The following is a 24,328-nucleotide window of genomic DNA, read 5'->3' as shown; positions in this document are numbered from 1 at the left end:
GACTTTATGAATAACAAATTAATCTAAATTGTTAAAAATATGTAATTAAAAATAATTTTTAGCTTATCTCATTAAAGAAATAGACTTACCAGACTTAAAGTATTTAATTAAAATTTACTTAATAACAACTTTGCTCTTTTTTAAAGAAACTTTCAGCTATTCTGGAGGCTTCTTGAAAATTGATTTCATTACACACCCAAAATGATAAAAGCTTTCCATCCAAATGGAAATATTGCTTGTGATACTCCGTTACATCATCTGAATGAGGATTTCCTATAGAGAAATAATTTTCATTATTCTTTCTTACTTTACCGTTTAAAATACCGCCAATACAAATATCCATTTTTATACCAGTTATAAAGTCAACTTATACAACACAATTCTAATTTCTATATTATATAAAACAAATAATCAACTTATTTAATTATCCATATAAAAAACCCACAAAGGAAGAAGTGGGTTTTTTAACTATATTGATGATTAGAGCCGTTTAATTGAGCAAATCACTACAGATCAAATCGTCTAAAATCATCAAATTACTTTAGTTTAAGCATTCGTCACAATTGTGATATTCGAAGCTTGTGGGCCTTTTTTACCCTGTGTTACAGTAAACTGAACACGCTGACCTTCTAAAAGAACTTTAAAGCCTTGTGTTTGAATCTCAGAAAAATGTGCAAAAACATCTTTACCTTCATCAGTTTGAATAAAACCGAAACCTTTAGTTTCATTAAACCATTTTACTGTACCAGTAGTATTAGACATAAATTAATCCTAACTTTTAAAAACATTATCATTTATTATTGGGCAAACCAATAGAACTAAAAAATACACATTCTACTTAAATATCTAAAAATATACGGAGGATTATAAATAAAACTGCGAAAAGAGAGACTTTGGGTAACATGAATATTTTTGTAGTTAGTGTCGACTATACACGCTTCTTAACGAATTGCAATCGATATCTTAATTAATTCATTTCTTATTGAATACGAAGGTATCAAATTCTAACTTTCTATCTGATTTTCAATGATATTTAAATATAATTTTCTAACACTGTATCTATATATTAATTAAACATATTTAATGCTTTTTAAAGTATTGGATTTTTAATTTTCAAATTATTTAGAGTTAAAAAAAATAAGATTGTGTAGGAACTTTCAAATATTATCCTATTAATTTACTTTTTTATAAATTATACATACTTGTCTGTATACATAATTCCTATTCTGCTTTAAAGTAGGCATGCAATTAACATATTGATGATAAACAGGAAGTATCAACGTGAGCGGTCTTTTAGTTTTTATAACCATTGCCTTTCTTACTTTATCAAGCCCAGGCCCAGGCGTTTTATTTACAGTAACAAATTCAATAAATTATGGTGTGAGAACAGCTTTATTTGGCATTAGTGGTTTAATTATTGGTATGTTTATTATCGCTGTGATTTCTGCAAGCGGTGTCGGACTTATTATTACTAGCAACCCTACTATCTTCACTGCTTTAAAATTTATTGGGGCCTTTTACTTAATGTACTTAGGTTATAAAAATTTTATTAAAAAATCCCCAACTCAAGACTTATTAGAAACTGAACATAATGAAAAAGATATAAGGAAATCAAAGCTTTTCTATCAAGGGTTGTTTGCCTCACTACTTAATCCCAAAACAATTGTCTTTTTTATTGCCCTTTTCCCACAGTTTATTGATATTAAAAAAGAAATATTAAATCAGTTTTTGATTTTATCTTTAACATTCTGCTTGATCGGATTTTTAATTCATTTAGTTTATGCCAACTTTTCCTCTATATTCAAAGAGAAGATGCTTGCCGGAAATAATTTTTCTAAGCTCAATAAAGTCAGTGGTTGTATATTTTTTCTTTTAGCAGTTTTACTTATTACTCAATAAAACTATTTTATGAAAGTGAGCCAACTTGTAAGGCTATAACTCAATAGCTTTAGCAAGTTGGCTTTTTTATAAGCTGATACGATTAGCAAGCCATCCATAAAAGAATTGCTCATGCTTCGGATTTGTTTCCGTAATTTCAATATAGCGCTGGCCTTGCATAATATTAAGAAGCCGTACCAGCACTTTTTCACCTTCCTTACCACGGTTTTTAATATATTTTATTAAAGCCTGCAAAGTGGCTGGCCCATATTCACCATCTACCTTAAGGTCTACCCAGTCTTCTTTGCCCTGCCTATTCAATAAATTTAATGCACGTTGTAAAAGTGGTTTCGTGAAACTAATACCACAATTCACACCCGTGTCGAATAACTCTTCAGCAACAAGTGCGCTGATCAAATTAACTTGATCAAATCGCGGCTCAAGCCAATATTGATTCCTATAAATTTCTCTGGCTGTCTCTAAGGTTAAATTCTCCATTGTACCTTGATAACCATAACTACGAGCAACGGCTTGTGTAATTCCAAATTTAGTCGCATGCCCATGATCAAGTGGATCATTTACATAGCCACCTTCGCGTTTTATTAGTGCATCTAAATATTGCTCAATATTCATAAGAGTTGTCCTCATCTTTATTAGGGCCAAACAGCTATTAGCTTTGGATATCATCTTTCGCTTTTTTTAGATCTTTCATGACTTCAACAATGGTTTTTCCTTCTTGTTTATTAATGAAATTAAATATCCACCTCACAATTGCCCAACCAGGTAAGCCACAAATAAAGAAGAATCCACCTAAAGTGATCATTCCCCATATATCTGTCACCCACTCATGTAAATTCCATTTCATGATAATGAATGAGCCACCAGTCAAGCTTGAAACAACCGTACAAATCAAACCCACGACCCATTCTTGAGGTGAACGTGGAAACCGCATAATTAAAACTACTGCAACAACTAAGCTCACTGCTAAAACCACCATCATGACAGTGCCATAGAGATTAAAAGCGGCAGCTAGCCCATTTGAAGTTAAAAAATTTTCCATAATTTAATCCTGCCTAAAGCGTAATTTTTTGAAAAATAATCATGGCTACTGCTTTGTTATTTTTCATATTTTTATATCTAACTCTGCTATGTACACAGATTTAATCTAGTCGATCTTGTTCTTTTTAAACCGCTATGAATGACATAAGCCTCAGTAAAACTACACCGCTAGATAACCTCTCTTTTTTGACCAAAAAGTTGAGATAACAGGTTGCCGTATATCGGAAACTTTTGTGACGCATTAAATTCTTTGTTAGATTCTTCATGTTCTTGATACCCTTTATCGACGAACATTAAGCCTGATCCACGGAATCGGGCTTTTTTTATTCCATTTCTTGTTTTTAATAGTCGGTACAAACCACTCATCGACTATCGCCATTTTTATATTCTGTCGTCCAGTGAGGCAGAATAATCGTTACTTTCTTAATAAGGTATTGATAAAATTAAGAAATCAATTTCAAATAAAATATTATTTTCGTTCTATCAATATGTCCTTATAACCGATATTATAACTATAGTTATTATTAGTCAATAACTATAGTTGTTTTACTAAATATAACTTAAGTTATATATTTGTTATAAGTTAGCTGGTGCGATCATTATGGCTCTTAAAGACCGTTTAAAAGATTCAAGGATTAAAGCTAAAAGAACACAGGCAGAGGTTGCTGAAGCAGTAAAGATGTCTCAGCCTGCTTATCAAGCTTTAGAATCGGGGAAGAATTTAAAATCTGCTTTTCTTCCACTCATTGCACAGTTTTTAGGTGTAGATGCTTATTGGCTTACTACAGGAAACTCAGAAGACTCTTTTAGAGAAAGTGATGTATTTAATCCTACTGTTGTGAGTAACGATGCAGCAGACCAATATGTCTGGATCGAAGTAGTTGAAGCGAGTTTTTCTTGTGGTACAGGCGAATCAATTGAATTTCATTTTGATGCAATTAACGGAAAAATTCCTTTCCCCGCTTCATTCTTTAAAGAAAAACGTGTTGCTCAGGAATGCATGCGTATTATCAAAGCTAAGGGCGATAGTATGACCGATTACATTAAAGATGGTGATCTGGTCGGTATTGATATTTCTCAAACAGAAGTAATTGATGGTGAAATCTATGCCGTTTATTTTGCTGGTGAAGGCATGATTAAACAAATTTTTAAAGAGGCAGATGGCTCTTTAATTTTGCATAGTTTAAATGAAAAATTTAGGGACCGACGTGTCACCGAAGAGAACGGGAAAAACTTTAAAGTCATGGGGCGTCAGTTCTGGAGAGCAGGCTAATTTAGTTATTAAATATAGCTAAAATAATAATAAGACCTTTTTAATCACTTTTGTCTTTTTATAACTTTAATTATTTAACTTTCTTCTTGATATAAAAAAACCTATCTCATTTAAAAGAGATAGGTTTTTTCGCTTTATTACCATGATTTTATCAACAATATGTATTTAAACGATAAAGTTGATTAAACCCAGCATAGAAGCTTTTTCCATCTTGGTTTAACTCAATTTCTTCACCAGTTTGAAGCTGAATTTTCTTTCCAACCTCAACCCAACGATAACCATCAAGCGAGTTTTGCTTACGGACGTGAGGAACAATCCTCACATTAATTTCATTGCCATTTACGGCTGTGGCGATTTGCCACTCATTTACTATATTCACAATCATTCACTCATCACTGAGCTCATGTGATTTAACGGTATTTAATTAGAACGCTAGATTTAAGGTATGGACAATTCGTCTAGAATTTAATATTTAGCTTGATATAGGGTTATTTATAAGCTAATTGCTTTCCATGATTTCGTATCATGAAAAGTAGTACATCACAGAGCATAATATTTTGGATGCGGGGGTCGGATTTGAACCAACGACCTTCGGGTTATGAGCCCGACGAGCTACCAGACTGCTCCACCCCGCAATTGGAAGTAAGCTTTATACGCTTATATATTTTATAAAGCAAACTTTATTTTTTAATCGGTTGTAATTATTAAGAATTATCTTTTTATTAATTTTTCTTTTTATCCGTTCAAATTAAATAAGCCCCCTCAATTTCAATTTTAACACTCTAAATTGTTGTATTTATTTTAAACAGAACCCGTTATTCATAGACAACAATTGCCATGCTTGGGTAGCTTTTATACTATCTAGTCTCAACCCATCATTTATAGTTTATATGTCTGATCCTCAGCTCTCTCTTAGTGAATATCTCGGTACAGTGCAAGAAGTCATACGCCTGACTTTTGACGAGCCTGTATGGGTGAGAGCGGAAATTCGTAATTTAAATGTTAAAGGTGGACATTATTATTTAGAGCTTGCAGAAAAAGATGCTGACACCGACAAGGTCATTGCAAGCTGTAAAGCAACCATCTGGAAATTTTCAGCAAGTAAAATTGTTCTCAAGTTTGAACGTGAAACAGGTATTGAGTTAGCTAGTGATTTAAACGTTTTAATCAAAATTAGAGCGCGTTTCGATCCGCAATATGGATTTTCAGTCAATATTGAAGAAATAGACTCAAGTTTTACACTTGGAGAAATTGCAAAACGTTATCAACAAATTGTAGAACGTTTAACTCAAGAAGGGTTAATACATAAGAATAAACTTCTTCCTACTCCTTTTGATATTCAAAATGTATTAGTTATTGCTCCTCAAAATGCTGCGGGTTTAGGTGACTTTAAAAAGGATGCGGATGCTCTTGAGCGAAATGGGGTTTGTCATTTTGTTTATCAAAGTGCGACCTTTCAGGGAAATACGGCTGCCGTCAGTCTTATGGAGTCGTTGGCAACAGGTTTAAAACAATGGGCAAATAATTTTAACTTTCCACCCGACCTGATTGTAATTATTCGCGGGGGTGGTGCTGTAAATGACTTAGCTTACTTAAATGATTATGAGCTTGCCGCCCTCCTCTGTAAACGTAGCGTACCGATTTGGGTTGGTATCGGACATGAAAAAGATCGTACTATCCTTGACGAGATCGCACACCGTTCGTTTGATACTCCAAGTAAAGTGATTGCGGGTATTCGCAACCATATTGTTGAACGTGTACAAGAAGCTGTAGACAACCTACAAACAATCAAACTCTTGTCACAACATCAAATTACGACCTACCAAAGTAAGAGTGATCAATATCTACAACATATTAAATCCTCTGCCCAAGCTCAGCTTAATTCAGCTCACCAGTTCCTTGAGCAGATAAAGGAACGCATTCAATTTGTTTCACAGCAACAAGTTAAATTTTCTTTGTCGCAAACTGAATCCCTTATGCGAGAAATTCTCTTGCAAAACCCGAAACAGATTCAAGCAAAAGGTTATGCAATTGTAAGATCAGAAGGCAAAGCAATTCGTTCCATTCACCAAATCACAAGCTCTACCATTACTGTTGATATGCAAGATGGAGCAATTAACGCTAATATTACCGAGGTAATTCCAAATGAATGATAAAGAACTGACTTTTAAAGAAGGTCATGACATTTTAAAGCGAAATGCCGAATTACTTGAATCTCAGGAAAGCCCGGATATTGATAATTTGATGAAGATTGTTGAAGAATCCATTGGTGCTTATAAAGCTTGCAAATCTCGCATTGAAGCAGTCCAGCAAGCTTTAGATGAAACTTTTAAAGAATAAATTTCCATAAAAAAAGCCCATTTCTACTTCTCATTGAAGAAATGGGCTTAGTGAACACCACTTAGTCCTGAAATACAAAAATGTGGATTAGGTCACATTTTTGCAAAAACATAGTCCCATAAGGACCCCTTGGTGTTCAAGATTTTAATTGTGTCTATACGTTAGTTTGCTTTTATTTTAAGCAACACTAAAACAGATGAAAAAATCAATTTTCCTTCGCCTCTCTATAATTCATCTTCATTAAACGGGCCGACTAATTTATAAATTTTTCCATCTTTTGGATTTTCATAGAGTAAATCCATATTCGGTAGAATAATATCGTCATCAATTTCGATATGCTCTACACTTTTATACAGCTCTAATTTCTGATCGTTCGCAGGTCTAACCTTTGCTAAAGCAATACTTTCTTGGTCAAACTGATCTTTAATAACAACTTTTAATCTCTTCATGAAAAAACTCCTGTATATTAAATTTTTTAATATAAATTAATTTGTTAGGTCTAAAATGAGCTAATCGCTGAATAGCCGATTGGCATGGCAAAAAAAGTTAAAATAAATGCAGCAATACGTTGTAAGTTACGTTGATTTAACCAAGTGACTTTATTTGAGATTAATACTGTACCAAACATAATCCATAAAAAAGCAATTGGGGTAATTAAAGATAAAAAGACAACAATGTGAATAAAATATAAATGAGGAACTTCCCACGCTGCATGTGGAAAAATCGCTGAAGCAAAAAGTAAAGCTTTCGGATTTAAAAGTGTCGCAAGAAATAAAGCTTTTGGTGTAATAAGCGGTCGGTTTAAATTAATATCTTCAGACGATGTCATCCAGAGTTTAAAAGCAAGATAGAGTATAAAGCCCGCACTCATCAGCTTTAATATGGCTGGAAGCCATGGAATGAAATGAGACACCGATTCAAGTAAAACACCCCATGAGGTAATTGCGATCAGGTAACCTATTACCTCTGCCGGAATCAACTTAAGAGAATGCTTTACCCCTGCTTGTATACCAGCCGAGGCTAATAATGTATTTGTTGGTCCTGGAGTCAACAAAATAGTGACTACAAGTCCAATAAATAAAAATGACACCATAGGCAAAAAACTCTATTGATTACGCTAGGCGAAATATGTCAAAAACAATCCTGTATTGTCGACAAAATCGTTGTAACAAGAAATATTACAAATATTTTTTATTTTTTAAAATCAAATTATTAATAAAAAATGAACTCAAGCTTCACTATAAATTATTCAATTTTAAATTTGCAAAATACGTCACATAAATTTTAAAAAAACCAAATTTAAGTTAAAAATAGACTTAATTTATCTATAAAAATGAAGTGGTTATTTTTGTATCTTTTTTAGACAAATTCTCACGTTTTTCATCCCACAAAAAAGAAAAATTACATAGCTTGAAATTATCAAATTGATCAATATATATACACATGAAAATCGTGATTTTACTGAATAGATGTATCGTTCCCATCAATTCATTGATCGCCGCTTTCATCGAATTAAATAGTTGATGGAGGATGCATGATGAATGCTTATGTACGCCCTCATCCCGATGGTTTTAAATCTTATTTAGGAAAGGATCAGAAAACCGGCCTCTATACAGTACGGGTTGGTTGGACAGTATATGAAACCAATGCCAATGGTTCAGTTTTGTATATTGTTAAAGAGGAAAGTAAGATTCCACTGGATGTAGAAAAGTTTAAAACTGACCGACCTAAAATCTATGATGCGCTTTTAAATGAAGTGCAATTTCAACGCAGAAAACAATTGGCTATTGATCTTCAAAAGTCCAATATTCCCTCTTATGATCGTAAAGCCTACAAAAAGCGCCGCGGCTTTACAGGTTCTTAATTTAATCCACCCATAGTCAAGTCATACAGAAAAAGCACCCGTAGGTGCTTCTTCTTTATCGACCAGTTGCAATTAATACAAACAAACTCAGTATTAAAGTGCTTAATGATCGTTTGCAGTGTACGTGGACTTCATGCTCAGCTCCGTGAGCGTACTGTTCAATGTTTTCCATTACGTGTGCCCTTAAAGTTCACACTAATAATTTGCCTAATTTTCATACATTAAAAAATTAGCCAAAAGTATTATATCCAAACAAATTTTATTTTTTGTTTTTAGGTATCTCTTCTTAAGGTTTTACTGCCTTTTTAGAATTTAGCTAACAAAATACCTGTAACATTCTTATACGAGGTTAATCTCGTATTGAGCATTTGTAGATCTTTCATTTCAAAGTGCCCGATAGGAAAAATGATTTTATAAAATGAAAAAAGATAACAATATTCGGTTTTTTAATAATAGCCTTTCAAAAGGAGAATATTAAAATGAATAGCTCACAAGAACCAAATCAATCTCTGTTTAATCAAGCATCCACCTCTATTCAAGCCTGCATTGAATGTATGTTTGCTTGTAAACATTGTGCCTCTGCATGTTTACAAGAAGAGCATGTGCATATGATGCGTGAGTGCATCAAACACTGCTTAACCTGTGTAGAAACCTGTCAGTTATGCACATCTTTAGAACTAAGACATTCCGAACTTGCTGAACAAGCCATGCAGTTATGTGCTAATGCATGTCAACTATGTGCAGCTGAGTGTAGTAAACACGAACATGAGCATTGCCAGGTTTGTGCAAAAGCATGTTTAGCATGTGCTCAAGCTTGTCAGGCATATCGTGCTTAATTTTTAGACGTGCTTAGAAACCTACGGCCTATTACGTTCGTAGGTTTTTAAACTTTATAGAATAAAGGATTAAATTTTTAGATCAGATGAGTCATTACTTTTTTTAGGCATAAAAAAAACCCGCATCTTGGGGAAAATGCAGGCTCTTAGATCTCCCACAACGACCATGAGTTCATTATTAAGCTTGAACTTTAAACCGTTAACTAAATGTACCCTTAATAAAAATAAATTGCAATACAGAATAGTCTGTATATTTGAAATATTTTATTATTTTTACATTACTTTTTCTTAAATAGTTTAAAAACATAAGCTATCCCACACTTAGAAATAACTTTTCATAGGCATTAAAAAAGCCCGTTTCACGGGCTTTTCTGCAACGTTGAGCACTCAAAAAATGTGTCTATCCATTTTTATTTGCTCTTTGCTAGCTGTTTATAAGGTCTTATCGTATCTTTTGCCCTGTCCCAAGTTTCCCTGTGGATCGAGGAGATATTACGATTACCTTAAGTACATTTATAGCACATTATTTATTCATGGCTAGTGCTGTTCACTTTTTTTTACAAATGGATAAAATACTTCAAACCTTCATATTTCAAGGGTTTTCGACGCCATTTGGGTACTGGTGAGCCGTATCACAAATTGGATACCACTTCACTTGTGAATTGACAAATGCATGAGAGATGACTGGCGTCGATATTTCTTCATTAATGAGCCCTACCCTTAAACGCACCACATCAGGTTTATCTAAACGTTCACTCCAGACAGGTGAACCGCAGGTTTTACAGAACACTCTCTTTTTATTTGGCGATGCAAAATACGCTTGCAAAAGATTTTCACCCTGTACAATCTCTAAATCGCTTTTTTGTACTTGAGTGATGGCCGCAAAAGCAGCCCCTTGTGCTTTTTGGCATTGCTTACAGTGACAAACCATGATGGGTTCTAATTCGGCATTAATACGGAGTTGAACACCATTACAAAGACAAGAAGCTGTATAAGCCATGATTTTTCCTTTTTATTTTTATAAGGTTTAACTTACGCCTACACCTTTTTCAATGTGGTCTAAAATCGCACACGAAGCCTGTTGGTCACCACAGCAATCATCAGCTGAAGCCTGCAAAATATTAACCATTTCCTGTAAATGAGCAATTTTTTGCTTTAATTCGGCAATGTGTTTTACGGTTAAAGCTTTCACCTCTACACTATGCCGATCGGTATTTTTCCAAAGCGAAATAAGCTCTTTCATCTGTTCGGATGAAAAACCTAATTCTCTGGCATGTTTTAAAAAGTTTAAAGTTTTAAGGTCTGTTTCTGAATAAATACGATAGCCAGAAGCAGAACGCTGAGCTGCTTCAAGTAAACCGATTTCTTCATAGTAGCGAATCATTTTCGCTGAAATGCCCGAATGTTTGGATGCCTGACCGATATTCATCTCACACCTCAAATATTAAATTTGGTTTAAGACCTGCTGTCATGATCTTAAACCAAAAGTTGATTTTCAGCACGCTTACTGTACTGGCGCATGAAAACGTTTTAAGCGTAACGCATTGCCTAAAACAAAGACCGAAGAAAGTGCCATCGCACCTGCTGCAAACATCGGTGAAAGTAATACACCAAATGCTGGATATAAGGCACCAGCTGCAATTGGAATAAGTGCAACGTTATATACAAATGCCCAGAACAGGTTTTGGCGTATGTTTCGCATAGTTGCTTTACTTAGCGCAATTGCATTCGGTACGCCTTTTAAACTACCTGACATCAGCACCACATCGGCAGCTTCAATAGCAACATCTGTTCCTGTACCAATGGCTAAGCCCACGTCCGCTTGTGCCAAGGCTGGTGCGTCGTTAATACCATCACCAACAAAAGCTAAGCGACCATATTGTTTTTGCAGTTGGCGGACTGTGTCCACTTTGCCCTCGGGTAAAACCTCTGCCACAACTTCATCAATGTTCAGCTTTTTGGCAATTGCTTGCGCCGTATGACGGTTGTCTCCTGTAATCATGGCCACTTTGAGACCTAATTGATGTAAGGCCTCAATCGCAGCATAGGTTGTTTCTTTAATTGGGTCTGCCACGGCAATAATTGCTGCAAGTTGCTGATCAATAGCAACATAAAGCGGTGTTTTGCCTTCTTCACCTAACTGAGCAGCAATCGCTTGGAATGAGCTGGTATCTAAACCAAGTTGGTGCATATAACGGTCTGCGCCAATTTGTACTTTTTGACCAGAAACTTCCGCTTCAATACCTGAACCTGTAATCGAGTTAAATGCTGTTACTGGTAATAAGTTTAAACCTTCGCTTTCTGCTGCTTGAACAATCGCAAGAGCAATTGGATGTTCAGACTTGGCTTCGACTGAGGCCACTAAAGTCAGCACTTGGTTACGTTCAAAACCTGATTGCACATTAAAGTCTGTCAGTGTCGGTTTGCCTTCGGTGAGCGTACCCGTTTTATCAACTGCAACCACTTGCGCTTCTTGTAAAAGCTGTAAAGCTTCACCTTTACGGAACAAGACACCTAACTCAGCCCCACGTCCAGTACCGACCATAATAGAAGTTGGTGTTGCAAGCCCCATCGCACAAGGACACGCAATAATCAGTACCGCAACAGCATTCACCAAGCCAAAAGTCAGCGCAGGCTCTGGCCCAAAAATAAACCAAACCAAGAAAGTAATTGCAGCAATTAGCATGACAGCCGGTACAAACCACATGGTGACTTTATCGACCAACCCTTGAATCGGAAGTTTAGAACCTTGGGCTTGTTCAACCATGCGAATAATTTGTGAAAGTACAGATGAGCTACCCACTGCGGTTGCCCGAATGTTTAGAGTCCCGTTCTGATTGACCGTACCTCCAACTACTTGTTGCCCTACTCTCTTTTCAACAGGAACAGGCTCACCCGTAATCATAGATTCATCAATATAGCTGTGCCCTTCAACCACTTCACCATCGACTGGCACACGCTCACCCGGACGAATTTCTACAATAGTTCCACTGACCATTTCAGCAACAGCAACTTCAACCACTTGACCATCACGTTGAATACGGGCTGTTTTTGGCTGCATTCCCACCAAATGTTGAATCGCTTGCGAAGTACGTCCTTTAGCTTTTGCTTCAAAATAACGTCCGAGTAAAATTAAACTGACAATTACAGCAGCCGCTTCAAAGTAAACATTGACCGTGCCTTGTGGTAATACCTGCGGCATAAAGGTTGCCACGACTGAGAAACTGTAGGCAGCTAAAGTTCCAACAGCGACCAGCGAGTTCATATCTGGCGCCAAACGCCATAAGGCTGGAATCCCTTTTTGGTAAAAACGGCGACCAGGAAAAACGAGTATTAATGTGGTCAAAACAAACTGTAAAAGCCAGCTATTGTATTGACCAATGGTGTGCATGACCCACATGTGAAAAGCTGGAATGAGATGTGAACCCATTTCCAAAATAAACACAGGTAAGGCCAACACAATCGAAATGATCAAATCTTTTTTAAGCTGATCTAACTCTGAAGCTTTTTTATCGAGTTGCTCATCTTGATGTTTTTCAGATGCTTTCGCGTCATAACCTGCTTTTTTAACAGCACGAATTAAGTCTTCAACATTGACTGAGGAATCTGTTTGTACCCAAGCCTGCTCTGTTGCTAGGTTGACAGTTGCCTCTTGAACGCCGTCTACTTTTTTAAGGGCTTTTTCAACACGTGCAACACAAGATGCACAGGTCATACCCTCAATAGACAATTCTACTGGTGCAGCTTTTGGAACATCATAACCTGCTCGCTCAACTGCTTTAACCAGTGCTTCACGCTGAATCGGTTGATTTGAATAAACAACCGCTTTTTCTGTTGCCAAATTAACGTTGGCAATCTCAATATTTTCAACTTTTTTAAGTGCTTTTTCGACACGACCTACACAGGAGGCACAAGTCATGCCCTCAATTGAGAGTGTTTCACTATATGCTGGCAATTTTGTGGTTTTTGAGTCCATCAAATACCTCTGCAAATCTGCAAAATTTAATATTCTGTATTGAGCATACAGATTCCCATCATGGGAAGGTCAAGCATATTTTTTTAAAAATTTGGTCTTGACCTTACAATCATGACAAGGTTTAGACTCAGTGTTATCCAAACAAACATCTCATTCTTGATGGAGTATGAATATGAAACTACTTATTGAAAATATGACTTGTGGTGGCTGCGCACGTGGTGTGACTGCAACGATTCAAGATGTCGATCCAAATGCAAAAGTAGATGTAGACTTAGCGACCAAAATCGTGACTGTTGAAAGCAGTGAAAGCGTCGATAAAATTACCGAAGCACTTGAAGAAGATGGTTTCCCAGCGAAAGTGCAATAAGATATAAAATTGCATAGCTTCAACCTTTGAGGCTATGCACTTCCCTTATTTAAAAATCGATACCATTTGAATCATCTATCGGGTTCTGATCAAGTGTAAAAACAGTTCGTTGATAAGGTATCCCTTCTAAATCATAAACCTGATAAATACAGTCGAACAATGATTGTAAGTCTTCACTTCTGTCCATTGCCCGTGCAGTAATAAAAATTGGGCTGACCGCGCCGTTATCTAAAATCGGAATATAGTTTAAGTGTGGAAATCGAATGGTATCGGCACTTGCTGGAATAATGCAGATTCCTTCTCCCGCTGCCACTAAGCCCAAAGCCAATTGAATTTCTCGTATCTCATGCATATTTTTGGGAACCAAACTATGTTCGGCAAAAATATTCAAAAGCTGGGTTGAGAAGTTCGGTTTCGGTGAAGTGGGATACATAAACATCTTTTCATCAATCAAATCGGCCAGATATACCCCTTCTGTGCGCTGTGCAATTGGATGACTGGTATGCGCGGCAACGACCAAACGCTCTTTACGTAAAAGAATTCGCCTCACGGCGGGATCACTAATTCTTAAACGCCCAAACCCGACATCAATACGGCCTTCTTTTAAGGCCTGTAACTGTTCGGTTGTACTTAATTCCATGAGCTGAATATTCAGATGAGGCTGCTGCTGACGAAATAAATAAATGATTCGAGGCAGCAACCCATAAAGTAAAGACCCGACAAAACCAATGGTCATGCTTCTTTCGATGAGACCAATACGCTTGGTCATACTTTTTATTTCTTCAGCATTCGACAAAAGTTTAACAGCGTGCTGATAAAAGAAATGCCCTGCTGGTGTGGTCTGTAAAGGGCGGCTTCCTCGCTCAAAGAGTTGAATTCCAAGCTCACTTTCCAAATTTTGGATTTGCCGACTCAAAGGCGGTTGAGCAATAAATAATTTTTCGGCTGCCTTGGTGAAGCTCTGTTCTTCTACAACAGCCACAAAATACCGTAAATGTCTTAGTTCCATCAGGTTTCCATACCTTTAAGATATATTAAAATGCAAATTCAGTCTTAGACACAGTTTAACCATTCTTTTAAGGTATATACAAGCAATAACCCGATGAAGTTATAGATCACTTGTATAGCACCGATTGAAATCTACTGGCCAACATTCGATCTATCTTTATCCATGCGCGGTTAAACACCCGACGCGTTTATGCGCTTCATTGACATATTAGGATATCAAGACCTTTTAAATCGTAGCGAAGGTCTTGATGACTTCCACCCTTTGGAAAGTCGGAGAACGGACATGCCACGTATTCCTGTAATCAATACCAGCCATCTTGACCGTATTGATGAATTACTTGTAGACAATATCGATACAGGTGAATTTAAACTTCACCGCTCAGTTTTTACTGATGAAGCCTTATTTGACCTCGAAATGAAATACATCTTCGAAGGTAACTGGGTTTACTTGGCACACGAAAGCCAAATTCCAAATAATAATGACTACTACACGACTTATATTGGTCGTCAGCCGATTATCATTGCCCGTAACCGTAACGGTGAACTTAATGCCATGATCAATGCATGTTCACACCGCGGAGCACAACTTTGCCGTTACAAGCGTGGTAACAAAGCAACGTATACTTGCCCTTTCCACGGCTGGACTTTTAATAACTCAGGTAAATTGCTCAAAGTAAAAGACCCAACTGACGCAGGTTACTCTGACTGCTTTAACCAAGACGGCTCACACGACCTTAAAAAGGTAGCTCGTTTTGAGAGCTACAAAGGCTTCTTATTTGGTAGCTTAAATCCCGATGTTCCTTCGCTTGAAGAATTTTTGGGTGAAACCACCAAAATCATCGACATGATTGTTGACCAGTCTGAACATGGTTTGGAAGTTTTACGTGGTTCATCTACTTATACCTACGAAGGCAACTGGAAACTCACTGCTGAAAATGGTGCCGATGGTTATCACGTTTCTGCTGTTCACTGGAATTACGCAGCAACAACTCAACACCGTAAAGAAACTCAAGCTGCCGATAACATCCGCGCGATGAGTGCAGGTTCTTGGGGTAAACAAGGCGGTGGCTCGTATGGCTTTGAAAATGGTCACATGTTGCTTTGGACACAATGGGCAAACCCAGAAGACCGTCCTAACTTCCCAAAAGCAGACGAATACACCGAAAAATACGGTGAAGCGATGTCGAAATGGATGATTGAGCGTTCACGTAATCTTTGTCTGTATCCAAACGTTTATTTGATGGATCAATTCGGTTCACAAATTCGTGTACTTCGTCCACTTTCGGTCAATCGAACTGAAGTCACTATTTACTGTATCGCGCCTAAAGGTGAAGCACCTGAAGCTCGTGCACGCCGTATCCGTCAATATGAGGATTTCTTTAATGCCTCAGGTATGGCAACACCAGACGATTTAGAAGAGTTCCGCGCTTGTCAGGCAGGCTACGCAGGTATTGCCCTTGAATGGAATGACATGTGCCGTGGTTCAAAACACTGGATTTATGGACCGGACGATGCAGCAAACGAGATTGGTTTAAAACCCATGTTAAGTGGGATTAAAACTGAAGATGAAGGCCTGTATCTGGCCCAGCATCAATATTGGTTAAAGACCATGAAACACGCGATTGCTACAGAGAAAGAAATTGCTGATCAGGGAGAAACAGCATGAGTACTCAAGACAAAGCAACTTTAGAAAATATTGCTCAGTTTCTTTATCGTGAAGCTCGCTTTTTAGATGATGAACAATGGGATGACTGGCTTGAATGCTATGCGCCAGAAGCTTCTTTCTGGATGCCAGCTTGGGACGACGACGATAGATTAACTGAAGATCCGCAATCTGAAATTTCACTTATTTATTATCCAGACCGTCAAGGTTTAGAAGATCGCGTGTTCCGTATTAAAACCGAGCGCTCATCTGCAACCATGCCGGACACACGCACAAGCCACAATATTGCCAACGTTGAAGTTCTCGAGCGCGACGGAGACAAAGTTACTGTGCGCTTTAACTGGAATACCTTAAGTTTCCGTTATAAGACAAATTACAGCTATTTCGGTATGTCACGTTATGTGATCGATTTTTCAGGTGATCAACCAAAAATCTTGAGCAAGTATGTCGTTTTGAAAAATGACTATATCAATCAAGTCATTGATATCTACCACCTTTAAGACATACCCCTCAGCTAAACGGACTGTTGGCTGAGGGTAAAAGTTTCAAATATTTTGTAGGATACATGCCATGTCAAACCACAATGTTGCACTTCAATTTGAAGATGGTGTTACACGTTTTATTAACGTAGCTCAAGGCGAAACCCTATCTGACGCAGCCTATCGCCAAAAAATTAATATTCCTTTGGATTGCCGTGATGGTGCATGTGGAACTTGCCGTGCATTTTGCGAGTCCGGTAGTTATGACATGCCAGAAGAAACCTATATTGAAGATGCATTAACCCCTGAAGAAGCTGCGCAAGGCTATATTCTTGCTTGCCAATGTCGGCCAACTTCAGATGCCGTATTTCAGATTCAAGCGTCTTCAGATGTTTGCAAAACAGAAATTCATAGCTTCCAAGGTACATTGGCCCGCGTTGAAAACTTATCAGACTCAACCATCACATTTGATATTCAACTTGATGAAGGACAACCGGATATTCATTTCCTTGCAGGTCAGTATGTGAATGTTGCAATTCCAGAAACTGGCGAAACACGTTCATATTCATTTAGCTCAAAACCGGGCAACCGCTTAACGGGCTTTGTGGTACGTAACGTACCGAATGGCAAAATGAGTGAATTCTTAAGCAAGAATGCCAAAACTGGCGACAAAATGACTTTTACCGGTCCATTCGGTAGCTTCTATTTACGTAATGTAGTGCGTCCAGTGCTTATGCTGGCAGGCGGTACTGGTATTGCCCCATTTATGTCGATGTTACAAGTGCTTGAAGAAAAAGGCTCCGAACAACCTGTTCGTTTAGTCTTTGGTGTAACCAATGACTTTGATTTAGTTGCTCTAGAAAAACTCAATGAGTTGCAGGCGAAATTCCCATGGTTTGAATACCGCACTGTAGTTGCAAGCCCTGAGAGTAACCATGAACGCAAAGGCTATGTAACGGGTCATATTGAAAGTGAATGGTTAAACGGTGGCGACGTCGATGTTTATCTATGTGGCCCAGTACCGATGGTAGAGGCTGTACGTAGTTGGTTAGAAACTGAAAATATTAAACCAGCAAACTTCTTGTTTGAAAAATTCTCTGCAAACTAACTTAAGGTGGAGAAATTATCTATGTCAAACCGTCAAAGATTTACCGATAAAGTTGTGATTGTTACGGGTAGTGCCCAAGGTATTGGCCGCGGCGTGGCATTGCAAGTTGCAGCTGAAGGTGGACAAGTCGTCATGGCTGACCGCTCTGAATATGTTGAAGAGGTACTCACAGAAATTCAGCGTACAGGTGGTGATGCTGTCACGGTTAATGCTGACCTAGAAACCTATGCAGGTGCACAAGCGGTTGTTACAAAAGCCATCGAACATTATGGTCGGGTAGATATCCTGATTAATAACGTAGGCGGCGCGATCTGGATGAAACCTTTTGAAGAGTTTTCCGAAGAAGAAATCATTAAGGAAGTGAATCGCTCATTGTTTCCAACTTTATGGTGCTGCCGCGCTGTGTTGCCTGCCATGATTAAGCAACAAGCGGGCGTTATTGTAAATGTATCTTCCATTGCAACCCGTGGTATTAACCGTATTCCCTACTCCGCATCTAAAGGTGGGGTAAATGCCCTAACAGCGTCTCTTGCTTTTGAACATGCTAAAGACGGGATTCGAGTCAATGCTGTTGCGACTGGTGGAACCGAAGCGCCACCTCGCAAAGTACCACGCAATGCCAACCCGTTAAGTCAAAATGAAAAAGACTGGATGCAACAAGTAGTTGATCAAACAAAAGATCGAACATTCATGGGTCGTTATGGCACAATTCAAGAACAAGTCAATGCAATTTTATTTCTTGCATCAGATGAAGCATCGTATATAACGGGATCGGTCATTCCGGTCGGAGGTGGAGATCAGGGTTAACCCTGATCTTTTTATATATTTGGATAAATAACATGAATTGCATGGAGGCAATCACACATGGCAACCCTGTTCAAGACATTAAAAAATGACTGGTCCATATCAGCAACAGTTGCGGGCTTTCTTGCAGTTTTAATTTCTTACTCAGGCCCACTGATTATTTTTTTCCAAGCTGCTCAGCGTGCCCATGTATCCACCGATATGATGGTGTCATGGATTTGGGGAATTTCAATTGGCGCTGCCGTTTCAGGTATTTATCTTTCGATTAAATATAAGACTCCTGTGATTACCGCGTGGTCTGCACCGGGTACTGCCCTGTTAGTTACCCTATTTCCAAACATCTCATTGAATGAAGCAGTAGCCGCCTATATTACTTCTGCCATCGTTATTTTCTTAATTGGCATTACAGGTTATTTCGACAAATTACTGAAGTGGATTCCACAAGATGTTGCTGCGGGCATGATGGCAGGTATTCTTTTTCAGTTTGGTATTAGCCTATTTACCGCATCTGATAGCATGCCTTTGATTGTCTTTAGTATGCTCATTGTCTTTTTAATTGCCAAACGTTTAATGCCTCGCTACACCATGATTTGGGTGTTAGCTGCTGGAGTTTTATTAAGCCTCATTTTAGGCAAAATGAATCCGGTTGATGTGAATTTTAATTTAGCAATCCCCCAGTGGATTAGCCCGGAATGGACTTGGAACTCAACACTCAACCTCGCCGTTCCTCTTATTTTAGTCAGTCTAACCGGCCAATTTTTACCGGGTATGGCGATTATGAAACTGAGCGGTTATGACACGCCAGCCAAACCCATTATTACGGCGACCAGTATTGCCTCGTTAGCCGTTGCCTGTGTCGGTGGTATTACCATTGTACTTGCCTCGATTACCGCGGCTTTATGTATGGGTAAAGATGCACATGAACTTAAAGAAAAACGATATATTGCAGGGATTGCCAACGGAATTTTTTATATTTTAGGTGGCTTATTTGCTGGCAGTATTGTCATGCTATTTAGCTTACTTCCTAAAGAGTTGGTGGCAGCACTGGCCGGTTTAGCCTTGCTTGGTGCAATTGCCACCAATATTTCTGTTGCCATGAAAAATGATGGTCAACGTGATGCTGCACTTATTACCTTTTTAGCTAGCGCATCAGGTATGCATTTTCTTGGATTAAGCTCAGTGTTTTGGGGTATTTGTATTGGTGTAATCGCCCATTTCATTCTTACCCCACGCTCAACTCCAGCCACAAATTAATTTTTTATCTAAGTGCCCACCACTAAAATAAAGCTTCAAACGCCAAATCAGGATATAAATAATTCGCTATCCCTGATTTGGCAATTTTTATTTAATATAAATTAAATTTCATTTTTAAGATGAGTTTCTAAAATAATTGACTTTAATATTTTTTATTTATTTCCACTTTAATTCCTAATATAAATTTAGCTATATTTCTAGCTGTTATTCTCAGCAATAAAATGTATAAAAGATTTCTATAAAATCCTTAAAATTCTCACAATACAATATTTAACCCTATTTCAAACATAACAGAAGCAACAACCAAATTATTAAAATAAACCATATTTTTCAATAACTTATTTTAATAAAAATACAATACCTTAAAGACATAAAGATATATCAATTAGGTTTTTGACTCTATTCCAATAACAAAATAGTTTATTAAAAAATAACGCGATGCTTCACAAATTGGAGGTGAAGAAAATGGACACAAGCAAGGTTAATATTAATGAGTTAATTGATAAAGCCCGTTTTACATCTTTTCATTGGAAAGTTTTAATCTGGTGCTTACTTATTATTATTTTTGATGGATATGATTTAGTTATTTATGGGGTTGCTCTTCCTCTGTTAATGCAGCAATGGTCGTTAACTGCTGTTGAAGCTGGTTTACTCGCCAGTGCCGCTCTATTCGGCATGATGTTTGGTGCCATGATTTTCGGCACACTTTCAGACAAACTTGGACGTAAAAAAACCATCCTGATTTGTGTCACCTTATTTAGCGGATTTACCTTTATAGGTGCCTTTGCCAAAGGACCAACTGAGTTTGCTATTTTGCGCTTTATTGCAGGTCTTGGGATTGGTGGCGTTATGCCAAACGTTGTGGCACTTATGACCGAATATGCACCTAAAAAAATCCGCAGTACATTGATCGCAATTATGTTTAGTGGCTATGCAATTGGTGGCATGACATCTGCGCTACTCGGTGCATGGCTCGTAAAAGATATGGGCTGGCAAATCATGTTTTTAATTGCTGGTATTCCCTTGTTACTGCTCCCGCTCATTTGGAAATTTTTACCAGAATCTCTCGCCTTTTTAGTGAAATCTAATCATAGCGAACAGGCAAAAAATATAGTGAGTAAAATTGCGCCTCAAACTCAAGTCAATGCCAATACTCAACTGGTGTTAAATGAAAGTACAACAACAGATGCACCTGTCCGTGCGCTTTTCCAACAAGGCCGTACCTTCAGCACGTTTATGTTCTGGATTGCTTTCTTTATGTGCTTACTCATGGTGTATGCCTTAGGAAGCTGGTTGCCTAAACTCATGCTGCAAGCGGGCTATTCGTTAGGTGCGAGCATGTTGTTCCTCTTTGCACTCAATATTGGCGGTATGGTCGGTGCAATTGGTGGTGGTGCTTTAGCAGACAGATTCCATTTAAAACCTGTCATTACCATTATGTTTATTGTGGGATCGGCAGCTTTAATTCTGCTTGGCATTAATAGTCCACAATTTATTTTATATAGCCTGATTGCGATTGCCGGCGCTGCCACAATTGGCTCACAAATCTTACTCTACACGTTTGTTGCGCAGTTCTATCCGACGGCACTTCGTTCAACTGGCATGGGCTGGGCATCGGGTATTGGCCGTATAGGCGCGATTATCGGACCAGTTTTAACAGGTGCTTTGCTTTCATTTGAGCTTCCTCACCAAATGAATTTCTTGGCGATTGCAATTCCGGGTGTAGTTGCTGCACTTGCAATATTTATGGTCAATCTAAAAGCCTCTGTTGCTGCACAAACGCCATCAACTTTTAACCCTCAAAACACGCTTACCCAGCAGTAAACATAAATGCGCCGAGGACTGGCGCATCTTTTTGGAAATGGATTATGGAATTCGTACACCGTTTTAAACCATGTAATTTAGCAATAACTACATTATTCGGTTTATTAACTAGCTCAAGTTTATGGGCAGCAGACACCACTCAACAAAGCGAAGATGAATGGAAGTTCACGCTAAAAAATGCCTATATCAATCGTGATTTTGATAATGATGCACTCAAAGACACAGGCAGTTGGTCTCAGGCAGCCTCATTATTTTATAAGTCGAAAATGCATGATACTCCGTTAATCATAGCAGACAAGCCTATTACCATTGGAGCTGATGCTTCTGTTCAATACGCCGTACGCTTGAGTTCAGACAAACATGTCGCAGATACAGTTTTGCCTTTTAATAAAGAAACGCAATCTCAAGCATCTGATTATCTAAAATACGGCGCAACTTTAAAACTAGGCTACGACAAAACCCTTTTAAGTGTGGGTGAACTCTGGTTGGATTTACCTGTAACAGCTGTCGATGCTAGCCGACAATTGCTTGCCTCTTATTGGGGAACCAACCTTAAATCGCAACTTTCAGATCAGCTTTATGCCGAAATTGGTCGGGTTGAAAAAGTTTCGCCACGCAATGAAGAGGACTTTAAAAAGTTTTCCTTTACGGCAAATGGGATTACTAAAGAATCCGATGGCCTGAACTACATTGACCTACGTTATCAATTTACGCCGTCACTCAAGGGTGAATATTACTTTGGTAACTTAGAAGACCTCTACAATAAACACTATGTAGGGCTTGAGCATAATTGGAAACAACCTAATTTTGCCCTCACCTCTAAGTTTAAATACTTCAATGCAAAAGATGATGGCAATACTTTTGATATTGATGCGCAAAACATCGGGGTGCTAGAAACACTTAAAGTAAAAAATCATACCTTTGGTTTGGGGTACCAGCAGATTATCGGTGAGTCGGCTTATCCATTACCGGATGGTTTTTTACCAGAAACTTATTTCATTAACTGGAATGCCACTGGCTTCTTTAAAGAAGACGAAAGGTCTTATCATGTGATGTACGGCTACGACTTTAAAGACTATGTGCCTGGCCTAAATGCAATGGTGAAATATGTTTACGGTCATGACTTTAAAGCAGCCAATGGCGAGAAAAACCACGAAACCGAGTCGAATGTGATTTTAAACTATGCGTTTCAGCAGCCATTGTTAAAAGGCTTTGCCCTGCAATATATTCGAATTGATTACAACGTAAAACATGGCAATGACTTTGGTGAAGATCGCTTGTTTGTAAACTACACTAAAAAGTTTTAATTATTTTTGATTCAACTAAAGCGGGCTAATTTTGGCTCGCTTTATTATTTTTGTGCCATAAAAAAACGCTCTTACGAGCGTTTTTAATTAATCTAGTAACTTAAGCAACATGCTTTTGTACAACAATCGAACCTACTGAATAGCCAGCGCCAAAAGATGAAATCACGCCATATTCGCCATCATCCACTTCGTGGCCTGTACGGTGTAAAGCAATAATTACACCTGCTGAAGAGGTATTGGCAAACTCATCTAGAATAATTGGTGCACGGCTTAGATCTGCATCTTTACCAGCCACATATTTCAAGATTAATTCATTCATGTTGGCATTGGCTTGGTGTAACCAGAAACGCTTAATATCGTTTGCAGTTAACTGCATTTTTTCCAATTGCGCATTAATGATTTTTGCCACCAACGGACAAACATCTTTAAATACTTTGCGGCCATCTTGACGGAATAACTTGTCGTCAACCACTGCATCTTCGCTACGGTTTAAGAAACCGAAGTTATTGCGAATGTTGTTTGAAAATTGAGTGAATAAATGAATATCTAAAATTTCAAAACCAGTTTTAGTAGTGGTTTCTTCAATAATAGAAGCGGTCGCCACATCACCAAAAATGAAGTGACAATCACGGTTACGGTAGTCTAAGTGACCAGATGTAATCTCAACATTCACTAATAAAACACGGCGAGCACCTGAACGAATTGCATCTGCCGCTTGTTTCAAACCAAAAGTAGCAGCTGAACACGCAACGTTCATGTCGTAAGCATAACCTTGAATACCAAGTGCCGACTGGATTTCAATTGCCACAGCCGGATAAGCACGTTGCATGTTTGAACAAGCCAAAATTACAACATCGATATCTTCAGCAGTTACACCTGCATTTTCCATTGCCTGTTTTGCAGCAATAACGCCCCACTCTGCTTGAATTGAAAGTTCATCATTTGAACGTTCAGACAAACGCGGACGTAAACGTGTTGGATCAAGAATACCCGATTTTTCAATCACGTAACGGCGCTTAATACCAGAAGCTTTTTCAATAAATTCAGCACTTGAACCACGTAATTCTTCTAGTTCGCCTGCTGCAATTTTCTCTGCATTCTCTTGGTTATATTGTTCCACATAAGCATTTAAACTGTCGGCCAGTTCTTCATTAGAAATGATTTCTGTTGGGTGAAATAGCCCAGTACCTGTGATACGAATGCCCATGTAAAACTCCTAAAAAAATGAATAGGGTCTGTTAATCTTTCATTTATAAATTGCGTTGCCAGCTAAAAACAACATAAACAG

The 24,328-nt window shown here is 38.0% G+C and carries 26 protein-coding genes, 1 tRNA gene and 1 pseudogene; 14 read left to right on the top strand and 14 right to left on the bottom strand.

Translation table 11 applies throughout. The features are described from left to right. Nucleotides 1–118 precede the first annotated feature (118 nt). Nucleotides 119–343 (bottom strand): hypothetical protein, encoded by a 225-nt coding sequence (locus EG365_RS14720; RefSeq protein ID WP_000350297.1) that lies wholly within the window; start codon nt 341–343, stop codon nt 119–121. A 203-nt stretch (nt 344–546) separates the two neighbouring features. Continuing rightward, nucleotides 547–762 (bottom strand): cold-shock protein, encoded by a 216-nt coding sequence (locus EG365_RS14715; protein ID WP_000072673.1) that lies wholly within the window; start codon nt 760–762, stop codon nt 547–549. 519 nt (nt 763–1,281) lie between these two features. Between EG365_RS14715 and EG365_RS14710 the strand changes: the two genes are divergently transcribed. Beyond that, nucleotides 1,282–1,899, top strand: coding sequence for a LysE family translocator (locus EG365_RS14710; RefSeq protein ID WP_000015964.1), 618 nt, complete (start codon nt 1,282–1,284; stop codon nt 1,897–1,899). Nucleotides 1,900–1,965: 66 nt separating this feature from the next. Here the strand turns inward: EG365_RS14710 and EG365_RS14705 are convergent, their stop codons facing one another. Both EG365_RS14705 and EG365_RS14700 read right to left on the bottom strand, forming a co-directional pair. Next, on the bottom strand, nt 1,966–2,511 hold the full coding sequence (locus tag EG365_RS14705; protein ID WP_001019691.1) for a glycoside hydrolase family 108 protein: 546 nt from the start codon (nt 2,509–2,511) through the stop codon (nt 1,966–1,968). A 37-nt stretch (nt 2,512–2,548) separates the two neighbouring features. Beyond that, complete coding sequence (locus EG365_RS14700; RefSeq protein ID WP_000427184.1) at nt 2,549–2,938, bottom strand: hypothetical protein; 390 nt, start codon at nt 2,936–2,938, stop codon at nt 2,549–2,551. Between the two features lie 600 nt (nt 2,939–3,538). Between EG365_RS14700 and EG365_RS14690 the strand changes: the two genes are divergently transcribed. Continuing rightward, nucleotides 3,539–4,210: an XRE family transcriptional regulator gene (locus EG365_RS14690; protein WP_001185374.1), complete on the top strand. Its 672-nt coding sequence runs from the start codon at nt 3,539–3,541 to the stop codon at nt 4,208–4,210. A 151-nt stretch (nt 4,211–4,361) separates the two neighbouring features. On the opposite strand, the gene EG365_RS14685 is transcribed toward EG365_RS14690, so the two are convergent. Further along, nucleotides 4,362–4,595, bottom strand: a complete 234-nt coding sequence (locus EG365_RS14685) for a transposase (RefSeq protein ID WP_000636785.1) — start codon at nt 4,593–4,595, stop codon at nt 4,362–4,364. A gap of 173 nt (nt 4,596–4,768) precedes the next feature. After that, nucleotides 4,769–4,845: transfer RNA gene (locus tag EG365_RS14680), tRNA-Met, on the bottom strand. 255 nt (nt 4,846–5,100) lie between these two features. Here EG365_RS14680 and xseA point away from each other — a divergent pair. Further along, entirely contained in the window at nt 5,101–6,363 is a 1,263-nt protein-coding gene (gene xseA, locus EG365_RS14675) for an exodeoxyribonuclease VII large subunit (RefSeq protein WP_001283231.1), read from the top strand. Further along, nucleotides 6,356–6,550: an exodeoxyribonuclease VII small subunit gene (gene xseB / locus EG365_RS14670; RefSeq protein WP_000998196.1), complete on the top strand. Its 195-nt coding sequence runs from the start codon at nt 6,356–6,358 to the stop codon at nt 6,548–6,550. The genes xseA and xseB overlap by 8 nt, the downstream gene beginning before the upstream one ends. A gap of 224 nt (nt 6,551–6,774) precedes the next feature. Here xseB and EG365_RS14665 read toward each other — a convergent pair whose 3' ends face one another. Then, nucleotides 6,775–6,999 (bottom strand): hypothetical protein, encoded by a 225-nt coding sequence (locus EG365_RS14665; protein WP_000825869.1) that lies wholly within the window; start codon nt 6,997–6,999, stop codon nt 6,775–6,777. 50 nt (nt 7,000–7,049) lie between these two features. Beyond that, the gene (locus EG365_RS14660; RefSeq protein ID WP_000253377.1) at nt 7,050–7,643 is read right to left on the bottom strand and encodes a LysE family translocator; all 594 of its coding nucleotides are present in this window, start codon (nt 7,641–7,643) and stop codon (nt 7,050–7,052) included. 441 nt (nt 7,644–8,084) lie between these two features. On the opposite strand from EG365_RS14660, the gene EG365_RS14650 reads away from it, so the two are divergent. Both EG365_RS14650 and EG365_RS14645 read left to right on the top strand, forming a co-directional pair. After that, nucleotides 8,085–8,414 (top strand): hypothetical protein, encoded by a 330-nt coding sequence (locus EG365_RS14650; protein ID WP_000980495.1) that lies wholly within the window; start codon nt 8,085–8,087, stop codon nt 8,412–8,414. 479 nt (nt 8,415–8,893) lie between these two features. Beyond that, nucleotides 8,894–9,250, top strand: coding sequence for a four-helix bundle copper-binding protein (locus EG365_RS14645; protein WP_001088962.1), 357 nt, complete (start codon nt 8,894–8,896; stop codon nt 9,248–9,250). A 592-nt stretch (nt 9,251–9,842) separates the two neighbouring features. Here the strand turns inward: EG365_RS14645 and EG365_RS14640 are convergent. The 3 genes from EG365_RS14640 to EG365_RS14630 form a co-directional block, all read right to left on the bottom strand. Then, nucleotides 9,843–10,250, bottom strand: coding sequence for a GFA family protein (locus EG365_RS14640; RefSeq protein WP_000331914.1), 408 nt, complete (start codon nt 10,248–10,250; stop codon nt 9,843–9,845). A 27-nt stretch (nt 10,251–10,277) separates the two neighbouring features. Then, nucleotides 10,278–10,679 (bottom strand): Cu(I)-responsive transcriptional regulator, encoded by a 402-nt coding sequence (cueR, locus tag EG365_RS14635; RefSeq protein ID WP_001020651.1) that lies wholly within the window; start codon nt 10,677–10,679, stop codon nt 10,278–10,280. A 75-nt stretch (nt 10,680–10,754) separates the two neighbouring features. After that, nucleotides 10,755–13,226 (bottom strand): heavy metal translocating P-type ATPase, encoded by a 2,472-nt coding sequence (locus EG365_RS14630; protein WP_000377582.1) that lies wholly within the window; start codon nt 13,224–13,226, stop codon nt 10,755–10,757. A 166-nt stretch (nt 13,227–13,392) separates the two neighbouring features. On the opposite strand from EG365_RS14630, the gene EG365_RS14625 reads away from it, so the two are divergent. Next, a complete protein-coding gene (locus EG365_RS14625) occupies nt 13,393–13,593 on the top strand; it encodes a heavy-metal-associated domain-containing protein (RefSeq protein WP_001985155.1) in 201 nt (66 codons plus the stop codon). 49 nt (nt 13,594–13,642) lie between these two features. Here the strand turns inward: EG365_RS14625 and EG365_RS14620 are convergent, their stop codons facing one another. Beyond that, nucleotides 13,643–14,602 carry a LysR family transcriptional regulator gene (locus tag EG365_RS14620; RefSeq protein WP_000423280.1) on the bottom strand — a complete coding sequence of 320 codons (960 nt, stop codon included), beginning with the start codon at nt 14,600–14,602 and terminating at the stop codon, nt 13,643–13,645. 44 nt (nt 14,603–14,646) lie between these two features. Continuing rightward, nucleotides 14,647–14,715: pseudogene (locus EG365_RS19495) on the bottom strand (hypothetical protein); the annotation flags it as partial. A 169-nt stretch (nt 14,716–14,884) separates the two neighbouring features. On the opposite strand from EG365_RS19495, the gene benA reads away from it, so the two are divergent. The 7 genes from benA (at nt 14,885) to EG365_RS14585 (ending at nt 23,040) form a co-directional block, all read left to right on the top strand. Then, a complete protein-coding gene (gene benA, locus EG365_RS14615; protein WP_001137401.1) occupies nt 14,885–16,267 on the top strand; it encodes a benzoate 1,2-dioxygenase large subunit in 1,383 nt (460 codons plus the stop codon). Beyond that, nucleotides 16,264–16,764, top strand: coding sequence for a benzoate 1,2-dioxygenase small subunit (gene benB, locus EG365_RS14610; RefSeq protein WP_000107005.1), 501 nt, complete (start codon nt 16,264–16,266; stop codon nt 16,762–16,764). Before benA ends, benB begins: the two co-directional genes overlap by 4 nt. 70 nt (nt 16,765–16,834) lie before the next feature. Further along, nucleotides 16,835–17,851, top strand: coding sequence for a benzoate 1,2-dioxygenase electron transfer component BenC (gene benC / locus EG365_RS14605; RefSeq protein WP_000064943.1), 1,017 nt, complete (start codon nt 16,835–16,837; stop codon nt 17,849–17,851). A 21-nt stretch (nt 17,852–17,872) separates the two neighbouring features. Further along, a complete protein-coding gene (locus tag EG365_RS14600; RefSeq protein WP_000071242.1) occupies nt 17,873–18,658 on the top strand; it encodes a 1,6-dihydroxycyclohexa-2,4-diene-1-carboxylate dehydrogenase in 786 nt (261 codons plus the stop codon). 57 nt (nt 18,659–18,715) lie between these two features. Beyond that, on the top strand, nt 18,716–19,909 hold the full coding sequence (gene benE / locus EG365_RS14595; protein WP_000212301.1) for a benzoate/H(+) symporter BenE: 1,194 nt from the start codon (nt 18,716–18,718) through the stop codon (nt 19,907–19,909). A 465-nt stretch (nt 19,910–20,374) separates the two neighbouring features. After that, nucleotides 20,375–21,733 carry an aromatic acid/H+ symport family MFS transporter gene (locus tag EG365_RS14590; RefSeq protein WP_000381285.1) on the top strand — a complete coding sequence of 453 codons (1,359 nt, stop codon included), beginning with the start codon at nt 20,375–20,377 and terminating at the stop codon, nt 21,731–21,733. A gap of 44 nt (nt 21,734–21,777) precedes the next feature. Further along, nucleotides 21,778–23,040 carry an OprD family outer membrane porin gene (locus EG365_RS14585; RefSeq protein ID WP_000397479.1) on the top strand — a complete coding sequence of 421 codons (1,263 nt, stop codon included), beginning with the start codon at nt 21,778–21,780 and terminating at the stop codon, nt 23,038–23,040. Between the two features lie 100 nt (nt 23,041–23,140). Here the strand turns inward: EG365_RS14585 and EG365_RS14580 are convergent, their stop codons facing one another. Then, nucleotides 23,141–24,247 carry a beta-ketoacyl-ACP synthase III gene (locus EG365_RS14580; protein WP_000512836.1) on the bottom strand — a complete coding sequence of 369 codons (1,107 nt, stop codon included), beginning with the start codon at nt 24,245–24,247 and terminating at the stop codon, nt 23,141–23,143. Nucleotides 24,248–24,328 lie beyond the last annotated feature (81 nt).

This window comes from Acinetobacter sp. FDAARGOS_494, from assembly GCF_003812225.1.
Lineage (GTDB): Bacteria > Pseudomonadota > Gammaproteobacteria > Pseudomonadales > Moraxellaceae > Acinetobacter > Acinetobacter baumannii.
This window is presented reverse-complemented; position numbering and strand designations above follow the sequence as displayed.

Coding starts and splice junctions, on each gene's coding strand:
- EG365_RS14720 (WP_000350297.1), bottom strand. CDS start 343: ATGGATATTTGTATTGGCGGTATTTTAAACGGTAAAGTAAGAAAGAAT.
- benA (WP_001137401.1), top strand. CDS start 14,885: ATGCCACGTATTCCTGTAATCAATACCAGCCATCTTGACCGTATTGAT.
- EG365_RS14580 (WP_000512836.1), bottom strand. CDS start 24,247: ATGGGCATTCGTATCACAGGTACTGGGCTATTTCACCCAACAGAAATC.
- EG365_RS14620 (WP_000423280.1), bottom strand. CDS start 14,602: ATGGAACTAAGACATTTACGGTATTTTGTGGCTGTTGTAGAAGAACAG.
- EG365_RS14600 (WP_000071242.1), top strand. CDS start 17,873: ATGTCAAACCGTCAAAGATTTACCGATAAAGTTGTGATTGTTACGGGT.
- EG365_RS14630 (WP_000377582.1), bottom strand. CDS start 13,226: ATGGACTCAAAAACCACAAAATTGCCAGCATATAGTGAAACACTCTCA.
- EG365_RS14590 (WP_000381285.1), top strand. CDS start 20,375: ATGGACACAAGCAAGGTTAATATTAATGAGTTAATTGATAAAGCCCGT.
- EG365_RS14690 (WP_001185374.1), top strand. CDS start 3,539: ATGGCTCTTAAAGACCGTTTAAAAGATTCAAGGATTAAAGCTAAAAGA.
- EG365_RS14645 (WP_001088962.1), top strand. CDS start 8,894: ATGAATAGCTCACAAGAACCAAATCAATCTCTGTTTAATCAAGCATCC.
- EG365_RS14625 (WP_001985155.1), top strand. CDS start 13,393: ATGAATATGAAACTACTTATTGAAAATATGACTTGTGGTGGCTGCGCA.
- EG365_RS14705 (WP_001019691.1), bottom strand. CDS start 2,511: ATGAATATTGAGCAATATTTAGATGCACTAATAAAACGCGAAGGTGGC.
- EG365_RS14660 (WP_000253377.1), bottom strand. CDS start 7,643: ATGGTGTCATTTTTATTTATTGGACTTGTAGTCACTATTTTGTTGACT.
- EG365_RS14700 (WP_000427184.1), bottom strand. CDS start 2,938: ATGGAAAATTTTTTAACTTCAAATGGGCTAGCTGCCGCTTTTAATCTC.
- benB (WP_000107005.1), top strand. CDS start 16,264: ATGAGTACTCAAGACAAAGCAACTTTAGAAAATATTGCTCAGTTTCTT.
- xseA (WP_001283231.1), top strand. CDS start 5,101: ATGTCTGATCCTCAGCTCTCTCTTAGTGAATATCTCGGTACAGTGCAA.
- cueR (WP_001020651.1), bottom strand. CDS start 10,679: ATGAATATCGGTCAGGCATCCAAACATTCGGGCATTTCAGCGAAAATG.
- EG365_RS14650 (WP_000980495.1), top strand. CDS start 8,085: ATGATGAATGCTTATGTACGCCCTCATCCCGATGGTTTTAAATCTTAT.
- EG365_RS14685 (WP_000636785.1), bottom strand. CDS start 4,595: ATGATTGTGAATATAGTAAATGAGTGGCAAATCGCCACAGCCGTAAAT.
- benC (WP_000064943.1), top strand. CDS start 16,835: ATGTCAAACCACAATGTTGCACTTCAATTTGAAGATGGTGTTACACGT.
- xseB (WP_000998196.1), top strand. CDS start 6,356: ATGAATGATAAAGAACTGACTTTTAAAGAAGGTCATGACATTTTAAAG.
- EG365_RS14715 (WP_000072673.1), bottom strand. CDS start 762: ATGTCTAATACTACTGGTACAGTAAAATGGTTTAATGAAACTAAAGGT.
- benE (WP_000212301.1), top strand. CDS start 18,716: ATGGCAACCCTGTTCAAGACATTAAAAAATGACTGGTCCATATCAGCA.
- EG365_RS14665 (WP_000825869.1), bottom strand. CDS start 6,999: ATGAAGAGATTAAAAGTTGTTATTAAAGATCAGTTTGACCAAGAAAGT.
- EG365_RS14585 (WP_000397479.1), top strand. CDS start 21,778: ATGGAATTCGTACACCGTTTTAAACCATGTAATTTAGCAATAACTACA.
- EG365_RS14640 (WP_000331914.1), bottom strand. CDS start 10,250: ATGGCTTATACAGCTTCTTGTCTTTGTAATGGTGTTCAACTCCGTATT.